Here is a 22,017-nt window from a genome sequence, read left to right on the forward strand (position 1 = left end):
AAAAGATCTTGATCGCGGCGCGCCTGGCTCCTCCCCCGGCCGATCGCGACCGGCGCGCGGCGGCCGGCCGCGGCGCCGACGCCCGCCGGGACTGGGCCGGGCGGGCAGGGCGCGCAGCCCGGGCGCCACGGGCGGGGGGCTTACGGGCGGGCATTGCCGCTCCCCCAGGACAGGAAGACCGCGAAGAGGATCAGCAGCACCAGGAGCACCGCGGCCCCGAGGCGCAGCTGCCAGGGCGGGGCGAATAACACCGCGCCGGCCAGCGCCATGGCCGCGGCCACGAACAGGACGCGGGGCCGGCGGGGCGGGCGCGCCGGGGAGTGGGACCGGGGCGGGCGACGAGGGCCGAGCGGCCGCATCTTGCGGGGGTTCAGGGGGAGCATCGGATCTCCATTCGTGATCATCCGTGGTTACGGTCCGTGCGCGGCCGCCGAGCCGTGCACGGCGCCGGGCGGACCGTGACGCCGACTGTGACGTTCGGGGTGTGCGGCCTGGTGTCTTTAAGGGGGAGGGGCCGTCACAGCCGTCTGCGGTCAGCGGAACTGTGACGTGATCTTGTGTCACAGTTCCGCGTCACAGGCGGCCCGACGGTCACTGTGCGTGGTCTTCGTGGTCGCCGCGGCGCGTGCTGAGCACCTGGTACTGGCCGTGGCCTTCGGTGTCCTGGATGCACCCCCACTGGGTGAGGGTCTTCATGCACTTGCGGACCCAGGAGTCGCCGCGGCGGGCCCGCCGTTCCAGGGCGTCGTACAGGTCCGCGGGCCGGAAGGTGTTGCCCTCGCCGATGTCGGTGGACAGGACGTCCAGCAGGATGTCCAGCGCCTCATCCCGACTCACGATCGGCGTGAAGTGCTCTTCATCCGGATCGTCGGGGAACGCCACATCGTCGGCCCGGGGGACGCCCAGCTGCGGCGCGGGATCGGTGTCCAGTTGCTCGATGCCGTCGACGGCCTGGTCGAGGATCTCGCGAGCCTGAGGGTCATCGCCCAGGGCCTTGGCCATCTCGCCGACCACCTCCTCGGCTGCCTGCTCCAGCTCGGCGCGCGCCTCTTCAGGGGTGACCTCGGGCTGCTCCTCCGGCGGGTCCGGCTGGAGCATCTCCTCGGCCGGTTCGGTCGTGTGAGCAGGCCGGGGCGCAGGGACGACGGCGGACGCCGACCCCACCGGCGTGCTCGGGCACTCATCGAGTAGCACGGCACCGGCCAGGACATGGGTCTTGGGACGGCGGCCGCGCTGGGCTTCGACCTTGGCCCGGTACTGCTGGTAGGGCTCGCCCCAGGTCTTGGCGGTCCACGGGTCGCACGGGCCGGCCAGGTGCATGTACTCGCGCAGCGCGGCCTCGACGTCGGAGCCGTCGGAGGCGTGCCGGTCGAACCGCAGCGGGGTCGCCTGCCGGGCGAGTGTGAACTCGGGGAACACGGCCAGGCAGGTCCCGGGCTGTTTGTTCTGCCAGACGCCGGGATTGACGCCGAGCTCGATCAGCTCTGCGGGCAAGACCAAGGCGGCATCGTCGAAGTTGAACGTGCCGAACACGAGCATGGCGGCCATGTTGGAACGCGCGTTGGTGTCGACCCGGTCGTGGATGGCCTTCTGGACCTCGACGATGATCTCGATGCCGACCGAGGCGGCCCGTTCGGTGAGCTTGGTCATGTCGGTGTTGCCGAACAGCGCGGCCGCCTCGTACACGTGCACCGCCACCCAGGACAGGCCACACCCGGGCTCCCACTCCCTGCACCGCTTCCCCAGCAGGTTGCGGGTGGGGTCGCCCAGGACGGCGGCCCGGGTCGGGATCGTGGCGGTCACCAAGCGGTGGAAGAACGCGCGGATCTGCGGCGCGGTGTCCAGCACGTAGTCGGCGCCCTCGGCGATGGGGCCGGTCTGCTGGTCGGCCTTGACCGCGTCGCAGACCACCAGGATGGCGTCTTTGCGGGTGGCGATGTTGACGTCCAGGAGCTCACCGGCGGCGCCTTTGCCTGCCCGGCTCATGCCGTATATGCCCAGGTGACTCTGCATCTTGGGGTTCTCGTCCGGCGCGCGAGGCGCCCGGTAGGGCAGGGTGAGGCTGAGCTCGGCCAGGTCCTTGTAGCGAGCGATCCCCTCGATCGGCTCCAGCATGCTGCCGCCGGGCGCGTTGGGGCCCTGCCACGGCCGTGGCTTCTTCAGCGGGTCACGGCGCGCGACCCGCACCAGCACCTGGTCGAGCCTGTCGCCCACCAGCAGCGAGGCGCCCCCGGCGATCCCATCGGCGAAGCGCGTGATGCGCTCCAGCAGCGGCCCGACATCGGAGGGTACTCCGCCCTCGCCGAGGTCCAGACCGACGGCCAGCTCGTCATCGTCGTCCCTCATCACCGTGATGCGGGCGTCGATGAGCGAGGGAGCGTGCTCTTGCGCGAACTCCCGCCATCGCTGCGGCACCGTGCCGGCGCCCCCGCCCGCCGTGCGCTCCAGCTCGCGCAGCGCGGTGGAGGTGTGCCGCCGATTCCAGATGATCGCCGAGCCGACGCCGAAGATCCCGGCCCAGATGAACACGAACCGGTTCGGCCCCCAGGCGACGGTGTAGGCGATGACCGCGATGGGGGCTGCGAAGTTGAACAGCTCGTGGGCGCGGCTCAGCGTCATACGGCCGCGGGTGAGGTGCAGCGACACCGCGATCAGGATGATGCCGACGACCGCGATGCAGATCGCGGTGAACACCTGGGCGTCGGCCAGCTGGGCGAGAAACCACGCCAGCGGAGCACCGCCCAGCGCAGTGGCGAGCAGCGCCCAGGGGGCGAGCGCACGCCAGGCCTGCGACAGCTCACCGCCCAGGCCGCCGAGCTGGCCGCGCAGCCGCTTTTCCGCGCGGGCCGCGCGAGCCGCCTCGCGCAGGGACTTGTTGCTGAGCGTGGCCATCACACGTCCATCGGATCTTCGGGCGACCGCCACTTACCTCGGCCGTACTTCAGGTCCCGCAGCCCATCGAGCTCGACGCCGGCCAGCTTCTCCAGCATGGGGTAGACGCCACGGACGGCATGCCGGGCGACCCGCACCGCCAGCGCCGCGGTGATCAGCCCCATGGTGATCCGCATGGACCGCAGCCACTTGTCGCTGCCGCTGCCGATGCCCTTCTTGTGGGCGTGCTTGAGCAGGGCGAATATCTTCTTGGCGAGCTCGCGGCGGCGGCACTCGAATTCGGTGGCGAGGTCGCCCAGGACCTCATCAGCGGTGCGGCAGTAGTTCCTGACCTGCTCAGGACTGCCGGTAGGGATTTTGACCAGGTCCGCCGCGCGGCGTGCCATTGGGTTAGACCTCCAGGTTCAGAGGGTTGGTGTCGCACCCGGCGTTGTGCGTGAAGGGCGCCGGGCCAGGGCAGATGCCGGGCAAGGGGGTGGTCGGCTCGGGCAGGTCCAGGTCGGTGCGCTCGATGGGCAGGATCCGCGGAGCGATGGCGCGGGCTGCGAGCCGCAGCAGGTACCACAGGCCCGCCAGGAGTGCCGCCGCCAGCGCGGCGGCCGCCAGGATCCCGGCCAGGCCGAAGAGCACGACGACCGACCCGACCAGCAGGCCGGCGCCAAGGACGGCCGCCACGAGCCGCGCGACGATGTGCCGCCTCCGGCGGTACATGCGCTGTTCGCGCCACCAGATGACCGGGCGGACGCCGTCGTACTGCGAGCGGCGCCGCCCGGCCAGGACCGCCCCGATGATGAGGACGACGGTGGTGATCACAGGTCAGCTCTCCGTGCTGCCGCTGGGCGCGTCGTCGGCCGTCTGCGGCCGAGCGGGCGGATGGACGGTGCCGTCCTCCTCGAAGCGGTAGCCCTGCTCGCGCATCCGCCTCTGGACGGCCTTCACCCTCAGGCCGCCCCATCCGGCGCTGCGGCCGTACCTGGTGCCCACCGCAGCGTGCGTGGGCCTACGGCCGGCGCGGCACCGCCCGCGGATCCACTCCTCGGCCGTGCGGTTGAGCTCCCGGTCGACCTTGCCGCCCTCCTCCTCGGCCTCCTCCTCGTTCTCCGTCTGGCCGTCCTCACCCTCGCCCTGGGTCTTCTGCTCACGGTTCTGCTCACCGCCGTCCCCGCTCGCCGGTGGAGGTTCGGTGGGCGGGGTGGTGTGCGAGGTCGTGAGGGCGTCGTCATGGATGGGCTGCGCCTGACCGGGCACCGGAGTGCTCACGGCGTCGCTCACTGGCCGATCGGCCCGACCGGCGGTGCCTAAGGCGGCCGTGGGCTCGGACGACGTGGGCGCTGGGCCATCCGCGGACGGCCCGCCGATGCTCACACTCCCAGTTACGGTTTCCGTGTGATTCGCCTGCTCACCGCCGGTGCCGCCTTGCCGGTGCTCCGCACGCTCGCGCTCACCGATCTGCGCAGCACTCGGCCCCTCACCCGTGCGCGTCTCTGTGTGCCTGGATGTGTCCGAGATGATGAGCACGTCCCCATCAATCAGGGGCCAGTCCTCCACAGGCAGGACGTTCACAGGCTCGCGCACGAGCGGCGGGTCCAGTAGCGCGGTCGCGGGGCCGCCGTTCGTGCGCGGCGGCGTGTGCGAGTGACCGTTGACCGGCCGCGCTGTGGTGCTCACGATCGTGCTCACCGGTTCACGCACCGCGCTGGATCGCGGCGTGCGCGACGCCGGGACCAGGAACGGCAGGATCTTCGTCCTCCCCGCCTGGCGGTACTTGTTGACCGCCTCGTCTCCTTCGGCCACCACGTCGTCGGGCATCTCCGGCTCGGCCGGCAGCGCGGGGTGCTGGCGGCGGCTCCACACCGGGGCGGCGCGCAGCTCGGCGAGCGCCTCGCTGCCGAAGAGCGTGCCGGTCTCATCCAGCAGGGCCTCCTGCTGCTCGGGGTTCTGGGCGAAGTCCGTGTGCTCGATCAGCTCTTCCAGCCGCCGGTCCAGCCGGGCCACTGCCTTGCGCAGCTTCCGGTCGGAGGCCTCGACGCCGCGGAGTACCCGCAGGCGCTTGGCGGCCAGCGCCACTCGGAAGCGGCGGCGGCGGGTGTCGACCTCGCTGACCGTGCGGCCGCGGGCCTCGGCCAGGCCGAGGCGGACCAGCAGCTGCTCGGGCGTCCACCGCCAGTTGATGCTCTTCAGCCCGGTGCGCCGGTGCCGCTCGATGGCCATGCCGCGCTCCCACAGCCACGCGGCGACCAGCGGGGCGGCGAGCCGGAAGATGGCCTCGGCGAGGCTGCGAGCGTCCAGGCTGGACAGCACCGCGGACAGGCCGGTGAGCACCCACACCGCCATGCCGTCGATGCCGGCCGAGTAGTTCTCGCGGGAGTTGCGGCGGGCGCGCACTGCGCTGGTGATCACCGCGACCTCGATGAAGGCGAACAGCAGGACCTGCAGCACGCCGTCGAAGCCGAGGACGTCGCCAGAGAACCGCCACATGCCCTGGGCGGACACGCCGGTCGCGATGGACGCGGCGACGATGGTGAGGATGTCCTCGCCGGGCCGGTCGATCGACCGGGCGCGCCGCGCGAGGAGCATGACGCCTCGCTTCGCGCCGCGGGCGACGAAGACGGTGGCGGTGACCGTGGCGGTCACGATGATGAGCATCCAGATCCACGTGGGTACGGCGGCCAACTTCGCTACCACCCACGCGTAGATGTCGGTTACGGTCTGCAATTGAATCGGGCCTCTCACGGAAGGGGTCCGGTTGTTGGAGGACCCCCGCCGGCGTTGGCCCGCCGGTGGGGGTTTTCTGCGTCTAGCGGGCGGGAGACGTCAGACGACGAATCGCGGGTGCGTGCTGTAGTGCAGGACGATGCCGTCCCGCAGCGGCTCGGGCACCAACCGGCCGCGGACCAACTCGAAGAGCTCCATGGACGGCATCCCGGTCTGGACCGAAATGTCGTTGGAGATGGTCTCGATGACCGTCTTGGTGACCTTCTCGTCCCCGAGGTCGACCGCCACCTGCGCCTGGATCGTGATGACGTAGAACAGCTCGACGGTCGGCTGGGCAAGCGGCGGCGCCGAGGACAGGGAACTGGCGGGGGTGGTCATATAGGCCTCCTGGTGCCTGGGGGCTCGTAAACGGATGGGCTCCCAGTGGGCGAGTGCCGCGTGGGAACCGTTCGGGGCCCGGCCGGGAGCTGCCTCCCGGAGGTGGTGGAAAGGAGGCGCACCCCCGGCCGGACGCTGACGCCGGCCCGAGGATGGGAGGAATCCCCGGGCCGGTGGCGGGAATCTCCCGCCGGTTTGTGGAGGGTGACCCCACCCTGAACCCCGACAGTCCAAGGGGGGCCACCCAGCGGCTTGTCCCTCCCCTGCTATGTGGACAAACCGCAGATCATGGGGGTGTGTGCCACGTGGCCGTCGTGGCTGTGCACCAGGCGAAACCACACCGATTTCCCGCCGACCTGGAGGGGCCGGACGCCCCACGTGGTGGCGAGCGTCTCGACTATTTGCAGTCCGCGGCCGCTTTCCTCGCTGAGGCCGACCTGGCGCCGGCGGGGCACGAAGAACTCGCCGGTGTCGATGATCTCGCCGGAGATCTCCTCGCCGGTGAAGTACAGGAGCACGCTGACCGGGGCACTGCCGTGGCGGAAGGCGTTGGCGCACAGTTCGTCGAAGATGAGGACGGCGTCGTCGACGCTCTCGGGCCGTGCGCCCCAGCTGGTGAGCGTGTCGCAGACGAGCTCGCGGACCTTCGGCACGGCGCCGAGGTCGGCGGGTAAGTCCCAGCGGTGGTGTCGCATGTGTCGCTCCGTGGGCGATCCCCGGGCACCCGCCCGGGGGAGAGGTGTGCCCGGGATCGCGCGGGCTCCTGCGGTAGGGCACCGTGCGCCGCAGGAGGGATAGACGGTCGCGGCCGGTGTACTCCGGCGACGGGGTGCCTGGGTTCCGCCCTGCCAGTGGAAGGCTCTGGTAGGCACCGGGGGGCACCCGGGGGTACCGGGGGGCTCCAGGGGACGGAGTAGGGGGCACGGGGGTGCCCCTCTACCGTCTGCTTCATGATCGAATGGGACCGCGGGGAGCCCGTCTGGGCCGAAGACTCGGCGAAGTGGAAGCAGCTCGCCCAAGAACTCCGCGAGCGGATCGAAAGCGGTCGATACCGCTCCAGGAAACGCATCCCCAGCCAGAGGCAGCTCGAGCAGGAGTTCGGCGTCTCCCGGGACGTGATCCGCCAGGCGGTCGGCCACCTGGTCGCGATGGGAATGCTCAAGATCGACCCAGGAGTCGGCACGTCGGTGTTGCCACCGGAGAACTGGCGCCTGCCGGAGGAGTAGGTTCACGCCGCCACCAACGGATGACAGGCGCCCTGCTGAGCCAGCAGAACGGTCAAGCCGCCGAGGTCGTCTGCGTCGAGGCTCGCGACGCAGACGCACGCGTTCCGAGTCAGGTGCGCATGGTCGGCGCGTCGATTGATCGCCCACCACCTGCCGCCGGCGGTCTGGAAGATGTTCCAGTCCACGTAGGCCTCCCGCAGGCTTGCGGCGGGGTCTGCGGCGGGTGACATACTGATCGACCTCACTAGACGTGGCTCTTGGGCATACCCATAGTGACGCGCGGCGCGTATAATTTCAATAGTGAAGTTTGCATATTAGAAATGTCTGGTTTGTCCGTTATCCAGGAAGGGCGGCCATGAGCTCCGTCCAACTACGCCGACTCAGCCAAGAGCTCGTCCGCCTGCGCAAAGAACGCAAGCTCACGGTGGCGGATGTCACCGAAGCGATGGAGTGGTCGGCTGGCCGCCTGACCTACTACGAGCTGGCCAAGTGGAAGAAAGCCGACATCGGCACCGTGACCAGGCTCCTGGACTACTACGGCGTGCACGAAGATGATCGGGAAGCCCTCCTCCACCTGGCCCGAGAAACCAAGGCCAAGGGCTGGTGGGCCGCCTACAAGGACATCTTCCCGGCGTCATACCCCGCCTTCGAGGACGCCGCCACGCTCATCCGGGCCTACGAGAGCAACGTCATGCCCGGGCTGCTGCAAACACCGGACTACGTGAAAGCCATCATGCTCGGCGCAGAGCCTGACAGCCCCGGAATCATCGAACGCAAGATCGAAGCACGGCTTGCCCGCCAGCAGATCCTGCGGCGCGCCGACGCGCCCGAATTCTGGTGCGTCATCGACGAAGCCGCCTTCCACCGCATGGTGGGCGGGCCCGAGGTGATGCGGGCCCAGATCCGCCACCTGATCGAGATGGCCGCCTGGCCGCGGATCACCATCCAACTCTTGCCCAACACCGTGGGGGCGCACGCGGCAATAGCCGGCGCGTTCTGCATACTGGACTTCGCCTCACAGACAGACCCTCCGTTGGTCTACCTTGAGGCTGCGGTCAGCTCCTTATTTCTCGAGAACCCCGCCGATGTGCAGAAGTACACGATCATATTCAGCAGGATCATCGAGTCGGCGCTGACCAGCGAAGAGAGTCTCAGCCGCATGGCCGAGCTGCAGGATCAACTGAAGTAGGAAGGCGAGGAAATGGGTCCACGCAACCAGCTCGCCTGGCGCAAGAGCACGTTCAGCACGAACGGCGAAAATTGCGTCGAGGTGGCCAAGCTGCCCGATGGCGGCAAGGCAGTCCGGGACTCCAAGGTCCCGACCGGTCCGGTGCTGAGCTTCACCCCCGGCGGGTGGGAGCAGTTCACGGCCGGCGTCAGGCGCGGCGAGCTTTCCTGAGCCGCGGTCTCACATGGCGACAGCCCCCGGCGGCACGCTGGGGGCTGTCGTTTTGTCCACGCAGGGCTGATCGTAGGTCGGTTCTGCGGGCGAGTCGAGACTGTACCCAAGACGGTATTGCGTCACGCCAAAATGCTTTCGGACAGACACATAGCGCAATCAGGCTGGCACAGCCCCAGTCCAGCACTTTTCGCCTCGTTTGGGCCCTAACAATGCGATAATGGCATCAGGAGAGTTACTCTCCGTTCTCACGGCTGCGCGACCACGCATCCCAATCGCACACGTCTGGGACCACCAGCGCAGTCGAGGGGGCGTGGCCCGGCATCCCCTGCAAGCGGGCCACGCCCCCAGGGCCGCCGCATATGCCGAGGATCCCCTCCCGACAGGGGACGGCGTATGCGGCGGTCCGTATCAGGAGATATTGCAGGTCCCATCACTGGTTGACAATGCAATTTGTCGGAACGACTTAACGAAGTCGCCGATTTTTTCACTCGTTCCAACGCTTCTGCCAGCGCACCCTCTGCTACCTGCCTAAACGTCAACTTGCGGTACAGAGAGTTTTTTGGTCAGGTAGGTGGTGTAGGTGTAGTACGCCACCGTGCCGCCCATCGTCAGCGCCATGACCAGGGCGAACTCGCGCTTGTGCTCCAGCAGCAGCCGGATCGTCCCGCGCCGCCCCTCCCCGCTCTCCTCCTCGTACGCCTCGGTCTCCAGCAGGCCGCGCCGGATGTAGAAGACGACGGCGGCCCCGGCCGCGCCGACGACGAACGGGACGCGCCAGCCCCACGAGTGCAGCGCGTCGTCGCTCAGCGTGCGCTGGAGGACCATCAGCAGGCCGAGGCCGATGAGCTGGCCGATGGTCATGGAGACGTACTGGAAGCTGGAGGAGAACCCGCGCCTGCGCGGGTGGGACGCCTCGGTGAGGTAGGTCGCGCTCGCCGCGTACTCACCGCCCACCGACAGGCCCTGGAGCATCCGCGCGACGAGCAGCACGACGGCCCCGAAGTACCCCACCTGCGCGTACGTCGGGGCGACGGCGATGAGCAGCGCGCTCACCGACATGAGCGTGACGGTGAGCGCGAGCGCGGCCTTGCGTCCCTTGCGGTCGGCGTACCGCCCGAGCAGCCATCCGCCGACCGGCCGCATGAAGAACCCGACCGCGAAGATGCCCGCCGTGTTCAGCAACTGCGCCGTGGCGTTCCCGTCGGGAAAGAACGCGGCCGCGAAGTACGTGGCGAAGCTCGCGTACGCGAACCAGTCGTACCACTCGACCATGTTCCCGATGGACCCGCCGACCACCGCCTTCCATGGCGTACGCGGCACGGGGACGCCAGGGGCGACGGCCATGGGGCCCTCCTCACCGGGAGACGACCAGCTCACCGCCGGCACCTCTACCCAGGACGGCCGCCCCGCAACAGCCGGCTCGCCGGCTTTCTCACCGGCGAACCCGACTCTTCGCCAAGATCGATGTCACCACTGTCCACTTATATCGGGGTATTTCGCACCACTACCCCGCGGGGAGAAGGTCGTCGGGGTTCTGGTGGAGGGGGCGCGCCGTCGTGGTGAGGGTGGGTGGGAGGTTGGTGAGGGTGGCGTGGCCTGTCCTGTCGACTTCGGCGGTGATCTCGGTGCCGGCCACCCTGAAGCCTCGGGCGGTGAGGGCGCCGAGGGGCGCGCCTGCCAAGGGCCGTAGGGAGACGGTGCCGGCGGGGACGTCGGGGTGGAGGCCGAGGGCCGCGTGGACGATCGTGACGGCGGCGGCGGCCGACCACGCCTGCGGGCGGCAGGCGGCGGGGTAGGGGACGGGACGGACCACGGCGTCACGGGCGTCGCCGGAGAACAGCTCGGGGAGCCGGTAGTCGAAGGACTCGGCGGCGGCGAGCAGGCCCTCCGCCAGGCGGGCGGCCTCGGCGCCGAACCCGGCGCGGGCGAGGCCCGCGATCACGATGGCCGTGTCGTGCGCCCAGATCGAGCCGCAGTGGTAGGACAGCGGGCTGAAGCCGCCATCGCCCGAGGACATCGTGCGCACGCCGAAGCCCTCGGCCATCGCGGGCGAGCCCAGCAGGGCGGCGACGGCGGCCGACTCCTGCGCCGACAGCAGCCCGGTGCCGAGCAGGTGGCCGATGTTGCTGGTCAGCGCGTCGACCGGACGCTTGTCGCGGTCGAGGGCCAGGGCCGGGTGTGCGCCGTGCGGGCCGTCGACCCAGAAGCGCGCACGGAACCGCTCGGCGAGCCCCTGGGCGTACTCGCGCCAACGATCCGTGCCGGGCCGCCCGAAGGCCGAGAGCAGCGCCGCCGCGTTCACGGCCGCCTCGTACGCGTACCCCTGCACCTCGGCCAGCGCGATCGGGGCCTCGGCGCGGCGGCCGTCGCGGAAGCGGACGGAGTCGCCGGAGTCCTTCCACCCCTGGTTGGCGAGGCCGTGCCCGTTCGTGTCGATGTACTCCAGAAAGCCGTCGCGGTCGGCGTCGGCGTCGCCCGCGAGCCATTCGAGGGCGGCCTCCATGGCCGGGAGCAGCGCGGCGACCTCGTCCTCGGGCATGCCCCAGCGCCAGGCGTCGTGCAGGAGGCTGATCCACAGCGGGGTGGCGTCGATGGTGCCGTAGTAGGCGGCGGGGAGGCGCAGGCCGTTCCCGGACAGGACGACATCGTGCCGCCGCAGCTCGTGCATGATCTTGCCGGGGTCCTCGCCGGACCCGGGGTCGCTGCGGACGCCCTGGCGGCGGGCGAGGACGCGCAGCGTGCCGGCGGCGAGGTCGGTGCCGAGGGGAAGCAGCATGCGGGCGGCCCAGATGCTGTCCCGGCCGAACAACGTGAGGAACCAGGGGACGCCCGCGCCGAGGAAGGTGTCGCGCGGGGCGCCGGTCTCGGCCAGGCGCAGCGAGCGCAGGTCGTCCAGCGACCGGTCGAACAGGCGGGTCAGGCGGTGGTCGTCGGCGGTGACCCGCGCGGCGCCCCACTCGACGGGGCGGGCAGGGGTGGTGACGACGGCCCTGGGGTCGTCGACCTCGACCTGCCAGCGCAGGGTGGTCCGGCCGCGCGGGGGGAGGGTGATCTCCCAGCGCAGGCGGGGGGCGCGGATGTCGGCGTGGGCGTCGTCGCCGGTCGCGGTGACGCGGACGTCGTCCTCGGACTCCCACGCGAGGCAGCCGGGGCGGTCAGTCCAGGCCGGGAACGGGGAGGCGCCGCCGCCGGACTTCACCGTCTCGATCGGCGCGAAGTCGCAGCGCAGGTCGAGGGTGACGGTCGTGGTCACGGGGGTGTCGGCGGACGAGACGATGTCGATGGTCTCGGTCATGCCCTCGGCCGTGACGTGGCGGGAGCGGTCCACGCGCACCGTGGGGTCGGGGCCGGGGTCGCCGAGCCAGCGGGGCAGGACGACGAACCGGGCGCCGCCGGGGCCGGTGAGGGCGTGGCCGATCGGCTCGGGTTCGCGGCCGTCCAGCAGGAGCGTGGCCTCGGACAGCACGCGGACGTCGGCGTGGAACAGTCCCTGCACGCCGCCGGGGCGGATCTGACCGTCGGCGCCGCTCAGCGCGCTGGTGGGGGCGAGCACGGCGACGACCAGATCGTGCAGCAGGGGCTGGTAGCGGCGCGGGGCCTCGTCGGCGCCGGGGACGACGTCGGAGGCGGCGCCACGCGAGGTCTCGGCGCCGGTGTCGTGGGCGGCCTCGGAGGCGGTGTCACCCAGGGGGCCGGGAGCGGTTCCGGGCATGGGCGCCCGGCCCTCGCGGTGCCCGTCCGGGACGGCGGGGGCGGGGAGAGGAGACTCGGAGGCGGACGAGAGGTCTGCCACGCCGGCGGGTTCGGGGGTCACTGCGTCGTCGAACACCGATGGGCCTCCGGGGGAGAACAGTGGGGGTACGTGGGGGACGTCATTGCGATACGGCCGGTGACATGACCGTCGCGTGCGGCTCGCGAAACATGCTCTTTACTTGAACGATCCAATCGTGCCATAGTCCGTCTTGAACGATCAAATCTTGAAAGGTGCCCATGGCCGAGAAGGTCACGATCGCCGATGTCGCGCGGTACGCCAACGTCTCGCGGCAGACGGTGTCGAACGTGCTGAACTCCCCGGAGGTGGTCCGCGAGGAGACCCGCCGCCGCGTCCGGGAGGCCGTCAGGGTGCTCGGATACCGCGCGAGCCAGGCGGCCCGCCAGATGCGCACCGGGCGTTCGCGCCTGATCGCGGCGCGCATCGAGCCCGCGCAGCAGGACGGCATCAACGGCTCGGTCTTCGACCGGTTCCTGCACGGCCTCACCGAGTCGGCCGCCAGGGCCGGGTACCGGGTGCTGCTGTACACGGCGGACGACCATGACGCCGAGCTCGCGACGTTCGACGACCTGCTCGGCGTGTACGTGCCGGACGCCTTCGTCCTGACCAGCACCGACTACGGCGACCCGCGCGCGGCCTGGCTCCTGGAGCAGCGCATCCCGTTCGTCACGTTCGGCCGGCCGTGGGGCGTGCCGCCCGACCAGAAGTACCCGTGGGTCGACGTGGACGGCGCCGCCGGCACGGCCACGGCGACCCGCCACCTGCTCGCGGCCGGGCACCGGCGCATCGCCTTCCTCGGCTGGCCAGAGGGCTCCGGTGTCGGCGACGACCGCAGGTCGGGCTGGGCACGTACCCTCGCCGAGGCGGGGATCGGCCCGGACGAGCTGTCGGAGCTGGACCACCGCACCGAGGACGGCGTACCGGAAGGGGCGGCGGCGGTCACGGCGCTGCTGGCCGCCGGGCGGCCGGTGACCGCGGTGGTCTGCGTCAGCGACTCGCTGGCGATCGGCGCGCTCCAGGCCGGGGGCGACGTCGCGGTGATCGGCTTCGACGACACGCCCGTGGCGCGGGCGGTCGGGCTGACGAGCGTCAGCCAGCCGCTGGGCGAGGCGGCCGCGCGCTGCGTCGCCCTGCTCACCGACATGCTCGACGGTGACGCCGCCCGCCGCCGATCCCACGGCGACGCGGCCCCGCCGGACGACGACACCGGCGCGCCGGCGAACACCTCAGTGAACCAGGGTGCCGGGGCTCGGGGACCCTCGCGCACCACCACCTCGGGCGACTCACCCGCACACGTCCTGCTGGAACCCACGCTGGTCCACCGGAGGTCGGCGTGAGCGCCCCGAGGTTCTCCCCCATCACCATCGCGAAGATCAGGAAAGCACGATGATGCGCGGTTACCTCCGGACGGCGGCGCTGGCAGCGGCCGCCTGCGGCACCCTTCTCACCTCGGCCGCCTGCGGCAGCGGGTTCGACGACAGCGCCGGCCAGAGCGCCTCCGCCCCGCAGAGCAGCGGGCCGGCGTCCTTGCAGATCCTCATCGGCTCGTCCGGTGACGCCGAGACCACGGCCGTGCGCGACGCGGCGGCCGCGTGGTCCACGGCCAGCGGCAACACCGCCACCGTCACGCCCGCGCAGGACCTCACCCAGCAGCTCGGCCAGGCGTTCGCCGGGAGCAACCCGCCCGACGTGTTCTACGTGGACGCCTCGCGCTTCGCCGACTACGCGAGCGTCGGCGCGCTGGAGCCGTACGGCGACAAGATCTCGCAGCCGACGGACTTCTACGAGTCGCTGCGGACCGCGTTCACCCGCGACGGCAAGTTCTACTGCGTGCCGAAGGACTTCTCCACGCTGGCACTGATCGTCAACGACGACCTGTGGAAGAAGGCGGGCCTCGGCGAGGCGGACGTGCCGACGACCTGGGACCAGCTCACCGAGGTGTCCAAGAAGATCAAGGCCAAGGGCCTGGTGCCGCTGGCTCTCGGGGACACCCGTGACCGCATGGGCGCCTTCATGGTCGAGGCCGGCGGCTGGATCACCAGCCCCGACGGCAAGCAGGCCACCGCCGACAGCCCCGAGAACGTCCAGGCCCTCGAATACGTGAAGTCCCTGCTCAAGGAGGGCCTGGCCAAGACCCCCAAGCAGCTCGACGCGGGCTGGGGCGGCGAGGCGTTCGGCAAGGCGAAGGCCGCCATGACCATCGAGGGCAACTGGATCAAGGGCGCCATCAAGGCCGACTATCCGGACGTGAAGTACACCGCGCACGAGCTGCCCGCGGGCCCGAAGGGCAAGGGCACCCTCTCCTTCACCAACTGCTGGGGCATCGCGGCCAAGAGCAAGCACAAGGAGCAGGCGATCTCCTTCGTCGAGGCGATGACGAAGGCCGACCAGCAGATGGCGTTCGCCCGCGCGTTCGGCGTGATGCCGTCCCGGCAGTCGGCCAAGGAGGCCTTCGCCCAGGCGTTCCCCGAGGACGTCCCGTTCGTGGACGGCGCCGCCTACGCGCAGGGCCCGGTGAACGCCCCCAAGATGGACAGCGTCCTGGCGGACTTCGACGCCGGCCTGCAGAACCTGACGACCACGGACCCGAAGACGCTCCTGGCGCGTCTGCAGAAGAACACCGAGAGCGCCCTCGGCTGAGGCCCGCACCGCGCGCCCGTCCCCGCCGGCCCGGCGAGGCGGGGACGGGGCGCGGGCACGCCCATCGGAAGGAGGGAGCGAAGGTGCTGGGTACCACGTCCGGCGGCGAGCGGCGTCTCGGGCGGACGTCCGCGACCAGGGAGGACCTCGCGGGCTGGCTGTTTTTGGCCCCCGTCGTCATCATCCTCGGCCTGTTCATGCTGCTGCCGATCCTCATGGCGCTGTGGGTCAGCCTGACCTCCTGGAACGGGCAGGGCAGCCCGTTCACCGGGAAGGTGCCGTTCGTCGGCGCCGACAACTACACGCGCCTGTTCACCCGGGACGACCTGGCCCGCCAGGACTTCATGACGAGCATCCGCAACACGATCTACTACGTGCTGATCGTCGTGCCGGCGCAGACGACGCTCGCGCTCGGGCTGGCGCTGATCGTGAACAACCGCGTGCTGAAGGGCAAGACGTTCTTCCGCAGCGCGTTCTTCTTCCCGTCGGTCACCAGCTCGGTGGCGATCAGCGTGGTGTTCCTGTTCATCTTCGCCAACTCCGGCGCGGTGAACGGCCTGCTGGCCATGTTCGGGATCGGCGGGCCGGAGTGGTTCTCCGACTCGCGCGGCCTGCTGCACCTGCTGCTCGGCGGGCTCGGCCTGGTCGATCCGGACGCGCCGCCCGCGGCGTTGACCGGCGGCGGCCTGTTCGGACTGTCGTGGTGGGACTGGCTGTCGGGGCCGAGCGTGGCCATGTCGACGATCATCATGCTGGTCGTGTGGACGACCTCCGGCACGTTCATGCTGATGTTCCTGGCCGCGTTGCAGGACATCCCGGTGACACTGGAGGAGGCGAGCCTGCTGGACGGCGCGGGCCGCTGGCAGCGGTTCCGGTACGTGACGCTGCCCATGCTCAAGCCCACGATGTTCCTGGTGCTCACGCTCGGGCTGATCTCCACCTGGCAGGTGTTCGACCAGGTGTACGTGATGAGCCAGGGCAATCCCGCCAAGACCACGCTCACCCCCGCGTACCTGTCGTACCGGACGGCGTTCCGCGACTTCGACTACGGGACGGGGACGGCGATCTCGTTCGTCCTCTTCCTGGTCATCGTCGTGCTCACGCTCGTCCAGCGCTGGGTGATGCGGGACCGGACGCCGGCGATCCGGCCGGGGAGGTCGTGACATGACCACGCGCACGCGCGACATCCCGCGCCGGCCGGGAGAGGGACGGCGGCTGGCGTCCACCTTCGGCGGGTACGCGGTCCTGGTCTTCTTCGCGCTGGTGTTCCTGTACCCGTTCGTCATCCAGACCGCGAACTCGCTGAAGACCGAGCCGGACGCGGCGGCCCATCCCCTGTCCCCCATCCCCGGCCCGCTGTCGTTCGGCGCCTACGACCGGGTCTTCTTCCAGACCGACCTGCCGCTGTGGCTGGGCAACTCGCTGCTCGTGACGATCATCATCACGGTCGGGCGGGTCTTCCTGGACTCGATGGCCGGGTACGCCCTGGCGCGGCTGCGGTTCCGGGGGCGGCGCGGGGTGTTCGGCGCGATCGTCGCCGTCATCGCCGTGCCGGGAGTGGTGCTGTTCATCCCGAAGTTCCTGGTGCTGAACCAGCTCGGCATGTACGACAGCTACGCCGCGCTGATCCTGCCGATCATCGCGGACGCGGCCGGGGTCTTCATCATGAAGCAGTTCTTCGAGTCGATCCCGGTCAGCGTGGAGGAGGCGGCGCGGATCGACGGCGCCGGGGTGTTCCGCACGTTCTGGTCGGTGGTGCTGCCCATGGCGAGGCCCGCCCTCATCACGCTGACGATCATCTCGTTCCAGAGCAGCTGGAACGAGTTCCCGCACACGCTGGTGGCCGTGCAGGACCCTCAGCTGTTCACGCTGCCGCGCGGGCTGGCCGACCTGGTCAGCGGGTCGCTCGGCGTCGGCACGCAGTACCCGCTCAAGCTCGGCGCCGCCGTCCTCGCGACGATCCCGGTGGCGATCATCTTCGTGGTGTTCCAGCGGTACTTCGTCCGGGGCGCCAACGAGGGGGCCGACAAGGGCTGACAGCCGCCGGCAGGGCCGACAACGGCTGACGAGGGCTGACGGCCCGTGCGCCGGGCCTGGACGCGCGTCCGGCCCGGCGCACGGGTCTCAGAGCAGGCGCCTGATGTCGCCGTACGCGCGGTAGAAGCCGCCGCGCTCGGACGAGCGGACGCCCTGCACCAGGTAGCGCGCGCCCGCCTCGCGCACGCCCTTGGGGAACTGCACGTTCCACAGCGGCTCGTAGCCCGGGCTCACCACGTGGACGCGCAGGCGGTCGCCCTCACGGACGCACTCGACCACGATGCCGTCCCCGTCGGGCAGCGCGGCCGCGGAGACGCTCTCCAGCACGACGGACGGCTGCACGACCGCCAGGCCGGCCGCCGCCTTGACGTCCAGCGGCTCGGGGACGCTGCCCTCCTGGGCGGCCCTGATCGCCTGCTCGCTCGCGTCGACGCAGGCCAGCGTGCCGTTGGTGGTCACGATGTAGAGGCGGTCGTCCAGGAACTGCATGGAGAACGCCGAGCCGCAGCCGGTGCCGAGCTTCCACAGCCGCTCGCCGCTCCGGTCGAAGCAGTAGATGGACGAGTGGTTGTCGCCCGCGAAGACGAAGCGCCCGTCCGGGGCGGAGGCGCAGGAGTACACGACCCCGTCGCAGTCGTAGACCGCGCCGATCACGCCGTTGCGCTTGTTCAGGCGGTACACCTTGTTGTTGTGCGTGCCGGCGTAGACGACGTCGCGCTCCTGCCAGCCGAACAGCACCTGGCCGTTGAGGGACGTCTGCCAGACGGGCGTGCCGTCGGCGGTGTCGTAGCGGGCGACGCCGTCCGAGTGCCCGTGGTACACCGCGTCGTCGTCGCAGCGGACCATCCACCCGGCGCTTCCCGCGCCCTTCCTGGCCCACTGGAACTCGTCCTCGTGGTCGATCGTGGTGATCCGCCCGGCGCGGTCGGACACGCCGAGCACGCCGTCGTGGATGTCGAGCCAGTAGATGTCGACGTCCTCGGCGATCTCGTACGCCACGCGCGGGACCTTGCCGCTCAGGTCGTACACGTTGCCGTCGTCGGCCCCCGCGTAGATCCAGAAGTCGTCGGCCACGATGCACTTCACGCCGTCGGGCAGCAGGAAGTGGCCGGTCACCGTGCCGTCGTGGCCGACGGTGTAGACGTCGCCGTTCTGGTTGCCGACCCAGCAGCGCTCCTCGTCCACGAAGATGCCGAAGGCGGCGGCCCCGCTGGCGAAGCGCCACAGCACGGGGGCCTGGCGGGCGGTCGAGCGGGTGCTGGCGATCTCGCGACGGGTCACCGTGCGCCGCTGCCGCACCCCGCGCACCGCGGGCGCGTACCCCTTGCGGACCTTCTCGGCGATCTTCTTCGCCGCCGCGGCCTCGGCCTTCTCGGCGCTCGTGAAGGCGGACACCTTGGTCTGGCCCTGTTCGCCGATCCTGCCGTAGGTGATCGCCACCTGGGCACCGGTGACGACCACTTCATAGAACTTGTGCGCGCTCCCGGTGTCCTCGGACAGCTCCAGATACGTGCTTCGCGGCGACATCGACGTCCCTTCCTTGATCGATTGCCCGGAGCGTACGGGAAGCGGCCGACATTTCATGCGATATCCAGGACATCACCGCGTACGCCCGCCCCCACCCGCGCGCGCGACCCGTCCCGAAGATCGCGGACCCGATCGGAAACCCATGTTTACCTGCGGCGATGCGGGCAACGCCCAAAGGAGGGAACTGCGCCACCGGCACGGGAGGCAAGCCATGGCGAACGCGTTCGAAGTCCTGGAACGGGACCACGAGATGGTCAAGCGCCTGATGCTAGAGCTGGAGTCCGGGCCGCCGCTGACGGGGAGCGCCGAGCGTGAGAGCATGCTCGACCGCAGGCGGCAGGTCGACCGGCTCATCACCGAGGAGTCCAAGCACGAGGCCGTCGAGGAGGAGTACTTCTGGCCGGTGGTCCGCGAGCTGGTCCCGGGCGGGAACGAACTGGCCGACCACGCCATCGCCCAGGAGCAGCGGGGCAAGTTCGCCCTCGACGCGCTCATCGACTACCGGCCGGGCGACACCCGGTCCGAGGACACGCTGATGGGCTTCATCAGCGAGGCGCGCGAGCACATCGCGTTCGAGGAGGAACAGGTCTGGCCCGAGCTTCGCCTGGTCATCAGCCCCGAGCGGTCCGCGGAGCTGGGCGCGAAGATGGAGCGGGCCAAGAGGATGGCCCCCACCCGCCCGCACCCGCACACGCCGCCCAAGCCGGGCCTGCTCAAGGCCGCCAGCCCCTTCGTGGGCGCCGCCGACCGCCTCCGCGACCTCGTCACCGGCCGCAGTCGCTGAGGTTTCCCGGAAGCGCAGGTCCTCAGGCACTGCGGTCCCTGAGCAAGTGCCGAGGTTCGGGTGGTGCCGACGGTTCAGGGGGCGCCGAGGTTCTTCAGGAAGCGGGAGGCGATGGGGGCCGCGACGGCGGCTCCGGTGCCGGCGCCCTCGGCAATCACCGCGAACGCGAGGTCGCCCTTGTAGCCGATGAACCACGAGTGGGTCGGCGGGTTCTCGCCGACCCGTACTCGGCCGTCCCCGTCTTGCCTGCCGTGCCGGACGGGAAGGCGACCGCGCTCGCCGTGCCCTCGCTCACCACGGCGGGCATCAGCGTGCGCAGGGCAGCGGCACCAGCGCGGCCGCGATCACCGCTGTGCGCTTCATCTTCATTCCGATCCCCCTTCGGTCAGGAGAGGACAGCAGATGTGCGCGGTTCATGTCCAATACTGATATCTGGCCCCCTTTGATATGAGTTGCGATATCGTCCCAGGTGATGGACCTGATCCGGCACCTGCGCTACTTCGCCGTGGTCGCCGAAGAACTGCACTTCGGGAACGCGGCGGCACGGCTCGGCATGGCGCAGCCGCCGCTCAGCCAGCGCATCAAGCGGCTGGAGGACGAGCTCGGCGTGCGGCTGTTCGACCGCTCCAGCCGCCAGGTACGCCTCACAGAGCCGGGCAGGCTGCTGCTCGCCGAGGCCCGCGACCTCGTCGCGCGCGCCGACCGCATCCGCGAGCTCATGGCGCGCGCCGCGAGCGACGGCGTGGCCGGCCTGCGCATCGGCGTGCCGCCCGACCTGGGCGGGCCCGTCATCGCCGCCCTGCTCGCCGCGCTGCGCGAGGCCGACCCTCCCCTGCGGGCCGCGCTCACCGAGATGTCCACCGCCGACCAGGTCAGGGCGCTGATCGAAGGCAGCCTGGACGGCGGCGTGATCCGCCACCCGGCCGGGGCGACCGGGCTGGCGTACGGGCCGGTGCTGGTGCAGCATCCAGGGGTGCTGCTGCCCGCCGGCGACCCGCTCGCCGCGTTCTCGTCCGTCCACCTCGCCGACCTGGCGACTCGCCCGCTCGTGCTGTTCCCGCGCGAGAGCGAGCCGGGCCTGCACGAGGAGACGCTGAGCGAGTGCCGCCGCCACGGGTACGTGCCCGGCGAGGTGCACCCGGGGCTGCACCCGCAGTTCACGCTCGGCCTGGTCATGTCGGGGACGGCCGTCGCCTTCGGCCCGCGGGTCGAGCAGCCGGGCGTGGTGTGGCGGCCGCTGCTCGGCGACCCGCTGGCCTGGCGGGTCTCGGCGACCTGGCGCCGGGACGACGCGGGCGAGGCCGTGGAGGCGTTCGGCTCCCTGGCCGTGCGCGTGCTGCGGGAGAACGCCGGGCTGGCGGACGAGGGCGCCGCTCGGGCGCGCACGATCAGACACCGTCCGTCGTCGGGGCTGCTGGCATGAGGCAACCGGACCTGGCGGGCGTCTTCCGCGCGGCGGCCGTCACGGGAACCGTGCACGCGGTCGACCTGGACACCGGCGCGGAGGTCGGCGTCGGCCCGGACGAGCCCGTCGTGCTGGCGTCGGTGTTCAAGCTGCCGCTGCTCGTCGAGTTCCACCGCCAGGCCGAGGCGGGCCTGCTCGACCCCGCCGAGCCGTGCCGGATCGGCCCCGAGGGGCGTACGGCGGGCGGCACGGGGCTGGCTGCCATGCTCGACGCCGCCACCCTGTCCCTGCGCGACCTGGCCTACCTGATGATCGCGGTCAGCGACAACGCCGCCGCCGACGTCGTGGCGGCCCGCGTCGGCCTGAAGGCGGTCAACGCGATGCTGACGGCGTTCGGGCTCACCAACACCTGGATCGAGCACGACTGCCGGGGGCTGCTCGCGGCCCTCGACGCCGACCGCGGCGCCTCCCCCGAGCCGCTGGACCCGCGCGCGCTCGCGCACCTGCGGGTGCTCGACCCCGCCAACACCAACCGCAGCACCCCGAGGGAGATGACCCGGCTGCTCGGCATGGTCTGGCGGGACGAGGCCGCGGGCCCGCCCGCCTGCGCGGCGATCCGCCGCCTGCTGGGCCTGCAGGTGTGGCCGCACCGCCTGGCGTCGGGCTTCCCGTACGACGACGTGGTGGTCAGCGGAAAGACGGGGTCACTGCCGACCATCCGCAACGAGGTGGGCGTCGTGGAGTACCCGGACGGCGGCCGCTACGCGGTGGCGGTCTTCACCCGCTCGCTCGGCACCGCCCAGAACCAGCCCAGAGCCGACGCCGCAATCGGCACCGTGGCCCGCGCGGCGGTGGACCACCTCCGCTCCCTCTGAACCGCGCGGACCGGCCCCGAATCCAGATCAGGGATCCTCTGCCAGAACGCGTCCGCGCAGTACCTCCAGTTCCCGCCTCATGTCCCATGGCCCAACGAGCATCAAGGCATAACGGTGACCTGGTCGGCCGGTTCAAAGTGCGGAGGCATACAGGCCGCCCGTGGCTGAGGTGCCCCGGGTGCGTCTGCTACTGGCAGGCCGACCCGGTCAAGCAGAAACGGACGTGGGAAGCGGCGTGGGCGTGGCACGGCCGTGACCCGCGCGCTGACCCGTCCGCCGAGTGGGCGGGGTGATCGTGCGGCACACCCACCAGGCGGGGCTCACGACAGGAGGGCGACCATAGACGCAAGAACAACGGCGTTGG

Annotated in this window: 21 protein-coding genes; 10 read left to right on the forward strand and 11 right to left on the reverse strand. The window is 70.8% G+C overall.

The window, feature by feature from the left end:
• Window positions 1–140: 140 nt before the first annotated feature.
• The 7 genes from DQ384_RS05600 to DQ384_RS05630 all read right to left on the reverse strand — a co-directional run bounded on the left by DQ384_RS05600 (window position 141) and on the right by DQ384_RS05630 (window position 6,680).
• Window positions 141–383, reverse strand: coding sequence for a hypothetical protein (locus DQ384_RS05600; RefSeq protein ID WP_114027632.1), 243 nt, complete (start codon window positions 381–383; stop codon window positions 141–143).
• A 208-nt stretch (window positions 384–591) separates the two neighbouring features.
• Window positions 592–2,892, reverse strand: coding sequence for a sulfite exporter TauE/SafE family protein (locus DQ384_RS05605; protein WP_114027633.1), 2,301 nt, complete (start codon window positions 2,890–2,892; stop codon window positions 592–594).
• Entirely contained in the window at window positions 2,892–3,278 is a 387-nt protein-coding gene (locus tag DQ384_RS05610) for a hypothetical protein (protein WP_114027634.1), read from the reverse strand. The genes DQ384_RS05605 and DQ384_RS05610 overlap by 1 nt, the downstream gene beginning before the upstream one ends.
• A 4-nt stretch (window positions 3,279–3,282) precedes the next feature.
• Entirely contained in the window at window positions 3,283–3,705 is a 423-nt protein-coding gene (locus DQ384_RS05615; protein ID WP_114027635.1) for a hypothetical protein, read from the reverse strand.
• 3 nt (window positions 3,706–3,708) lie between these two features.
• On the reverse strand, window positions 3,709–5,577 hold the full coding sequence (locus DQ384_RS41015; protein ID WP_181871046.1) for a hypothetical protein: 1,869 nt from the start codon (window positions 5,575–5,577) through the stop codon (window positions 3,709–3,711).
• Between the two features lie 129 nt (window positions 5,578–5,706).
• Window positions 5,707–5,985 carry a hypothetical protein gene (locus tag DQ384_RS05625; RefSeq protein ID WP_114027636.1) on the reverse strand — a complete coding sequence of 93 codons (279 nt, stop codon included), beginning with the start codon at window positions 5,983–5,985 and terminating at the stop codon, window positions 5,707–5,709.
• A 266-nt stretch (window positions 5,986–6,251) separates the two neighbouring features.
• Window positions 6,252–6,680, reverse strand: a complete 429-nt coding sequence (locus DQ384_RS05630; protein ID WP_114027637.1) for an ATP-binding protein — start codon at window positions 6,678–6,680, stop codon at window positions 6,252–6,254.
• A 255-nt stretch (window positions 6,681–6,935) separates the two neighbouring features.
• On the opposite strand from DQ384_RS05630, the gene DQ384_RS05635 reads away from it, so the two are divergent.
• A complete protein-coding gene (locus DQ384_RS05635) occupies window positions 6,936–7,211 on the forward strand; it encodes a GntR family transcriptional regulator (RefSeq protein WP_114027638.1) in 276 nt (91 codons plus the stop codon).
• A 2-nt stretch (window positions 7,212–7,213) separates the two neighbouring features.
• Here the strand turns inward: DQ384_RS05635 and DQ384_RS05640 are convergent, their stop codons facing one another.
• Window positions 7,214–7,396 carry a hypothetical protein gene (locus tag DQ384_RS05640; RefSeq protein ID WP_147268663.1) on the reverse strand — a complete coding sequence of 61 codons (183 nt, stop codon included), beginning with the start codon at window positions 7,394–7,396 and terminating at the stop codon, window positions 7,214–7,216.
• Between the two features lie 170 nt (window positions 7,397–7,566).
• On the opposite strand from DQ384_RS05640, the gene DQ384_RS05645 reads away from it, so the two are divergent.
• Window positions 7,567–8,400, forward strand: a complete 834-nt coding sequence (locus DQ384_RS05645) for a helix-turn-helix domain-containing protein (protein WP_114027640.1) — start codon at window positions 7,567–7,569, stop codon at window positions 8,398–8,400.
• A 12-nt stretch (window positions 8,401–8,412) separates the two neighbouring features.
• The gene (locus tag DQ384_RS05650; RefSeq protein WP_114027641.1) at window positions 8,413–8,610 is read left to right on the forward strand and encodes a DUF397 domain-containing protein; all 198 of its coding nucleotides are present in this window, start codon (window positions 8,413–8,415) and stop codon (window positions 8,608–8,610) included.
• Window positions 8,611–9,141: 531 nt separating this feature from the next.
• On the opposite strand, the gene DQ384_RS05655 is transcribed toward DQ384_RS05650, so the two are convergent.
• A complete protein-coding gene (locus DQ384_RS05655) occupies window positions 9,142–9,957 on the reverse strand; it encodes an MFS transporter (RefSeq protein ID WP_220182793.1) in 816 nt (271 codons plus the stop codon).
• 160 nt (window positions 9,958–10,117) lie between these two features.
• Window positions 10,118–12,442 (reverse strand): amylo-alpha-1,6-glucosidase, encoded by a 2,325-nt coding sequence (locus DQ384_RS05660; RefSeq protein ID WP_245966265.1) that lies wholly within the window; start codon window positions 12,440–12,442, stop codon window positions 10,118–10,120.
• 161 nt (window positions 12,443–12,603) lie between these two features.
• On the opposite strand from DQ384_RS05660, the gene DQ384_RS05665 reads away from it, so the two are divergent.
• From DQ384_RS05665 to DQ384_RS05680, 4 genes are all read left to right on the forward strand, one after another.
• The gene (locus tag DQ384_RS05665; RefSeq protein ID WP_114027642.1) at window positions 12,604–13,722 is read left to right on the forward strand and encodes a substrate-binding domain-containing protein; all 1,119 of its coding nucleotides are present in this window, start codon (window positions 12,604–12,606) and stop codon (window positions 13,720–13,722) included.
• 49 nt (window positions 13,723–13,771) lie between these two features.
• Window positions 13,772–15,025 (forward strand): sugar ABC transporter substrate-binding protein, encoded by a 1,254-nt coding sequence (locus tag DQ384_RS05670; protein WP_245966266.1) that lies wholly within the window; start codon window positions 13,772–13,774, stop codon window positions 15,023–15,025.
• Window positions 15,026–15,108: 83 nt separating this feature from the next.
• Window positions 15,109–16,188, forward strand: a complete 1,080-nt coding sequence (locus tag DQ384_RS05675; protein ID WP_245966267.1) for a carbohydrate ABC transporter permease — start codon at window positions 15,109–15,111, stop codon at window positions 16,186–16,188.
• Window position 16,189: 1 nt separating this feature from the next.
• A complete protein-coding gene (locus tag DQ384_RS05680; protein ID WP_114027643.1) occupies window positions 16,190–17,062 on the forward strand; it encodes a carbohydrate ABC transporter permease in 873 nt (290 codons plus the stop codon).
• Between the two features lie 87 nt (window positions 17,063–17,149).
• On the opposite strand, the gene DQ384_RS05685 is transcribed toward DQ384_RS05680, so the two are convergent.
• Window positions 17,150–18,589, reverse strand: a complete 1,440-nt coding sequence (locus DQ384_RS05685; RefSeq protein WP_114027644.1) for a WGR domain-containing protein — start codon at window positions 18,587–18,589, stop codon at window positions 17,150–17,152.
• Window positions 18,590–18,800: 211 nt separating this feature from the next.
• On the opposite strand from DQ384_RS05685, the gene DQ384_RS05690 reads away from it, so the two are divergent.
• The 3 genes from DQ384_RS05690 (at window position 18,801) to DQ384_RS05705 (ending at window position 21,653) form a co-directional block, all read left to right on the forward strand.
• On the forward strand, window positions 18,801–19,373 hold the full coding sequence (locus DQ384_RS05690) for a hemerythrin domain-containing protein (protein ID WP_181871047.1): 573 nt from the start codon (window positions 18,801–18,803) through the stop codon (window positions 19,371–19,373).
• Between the two features lie 472 nt (window positions 19,374–19,845).
• A complete protein-coding gene (locus tag DQ384_RS05700; protein ID WP_114027646.1) occupies window positions 19,846–20,796 on the forward strand; it encodes a LysR substrate-binding domain-containing protein in 951 nt (316 codons plus the stop codon).
• The gene (locus DQ384_RS05705; protein ID WP_114027647.1) at window positions 20,793–21,653 is read left to right on the forward strand and encodes a serine hydrolase; all 861 of its coding nucleotides are present in this window, start codon (window positions 20,793–20,795) and stop codon (window positions 21,651–21,653) included. Before DQ384_RS05700 ends, DQ384_RS05705 begins: the two co-directional genes overlap by 4 nt.
• The last annotated feature ends 364 nt before the right edge of the window (window positions 21,654–22,017 follow it).

This window comes from Sphaerisporangium album (genome assembly GCF_003323745.1).
GTDB lineage: Bacteria > Actinomycetota > Actinomycetes > Streptosporangiales > Streptosporangiaceae > Sphaerisporangium > Sphaerisporangium album.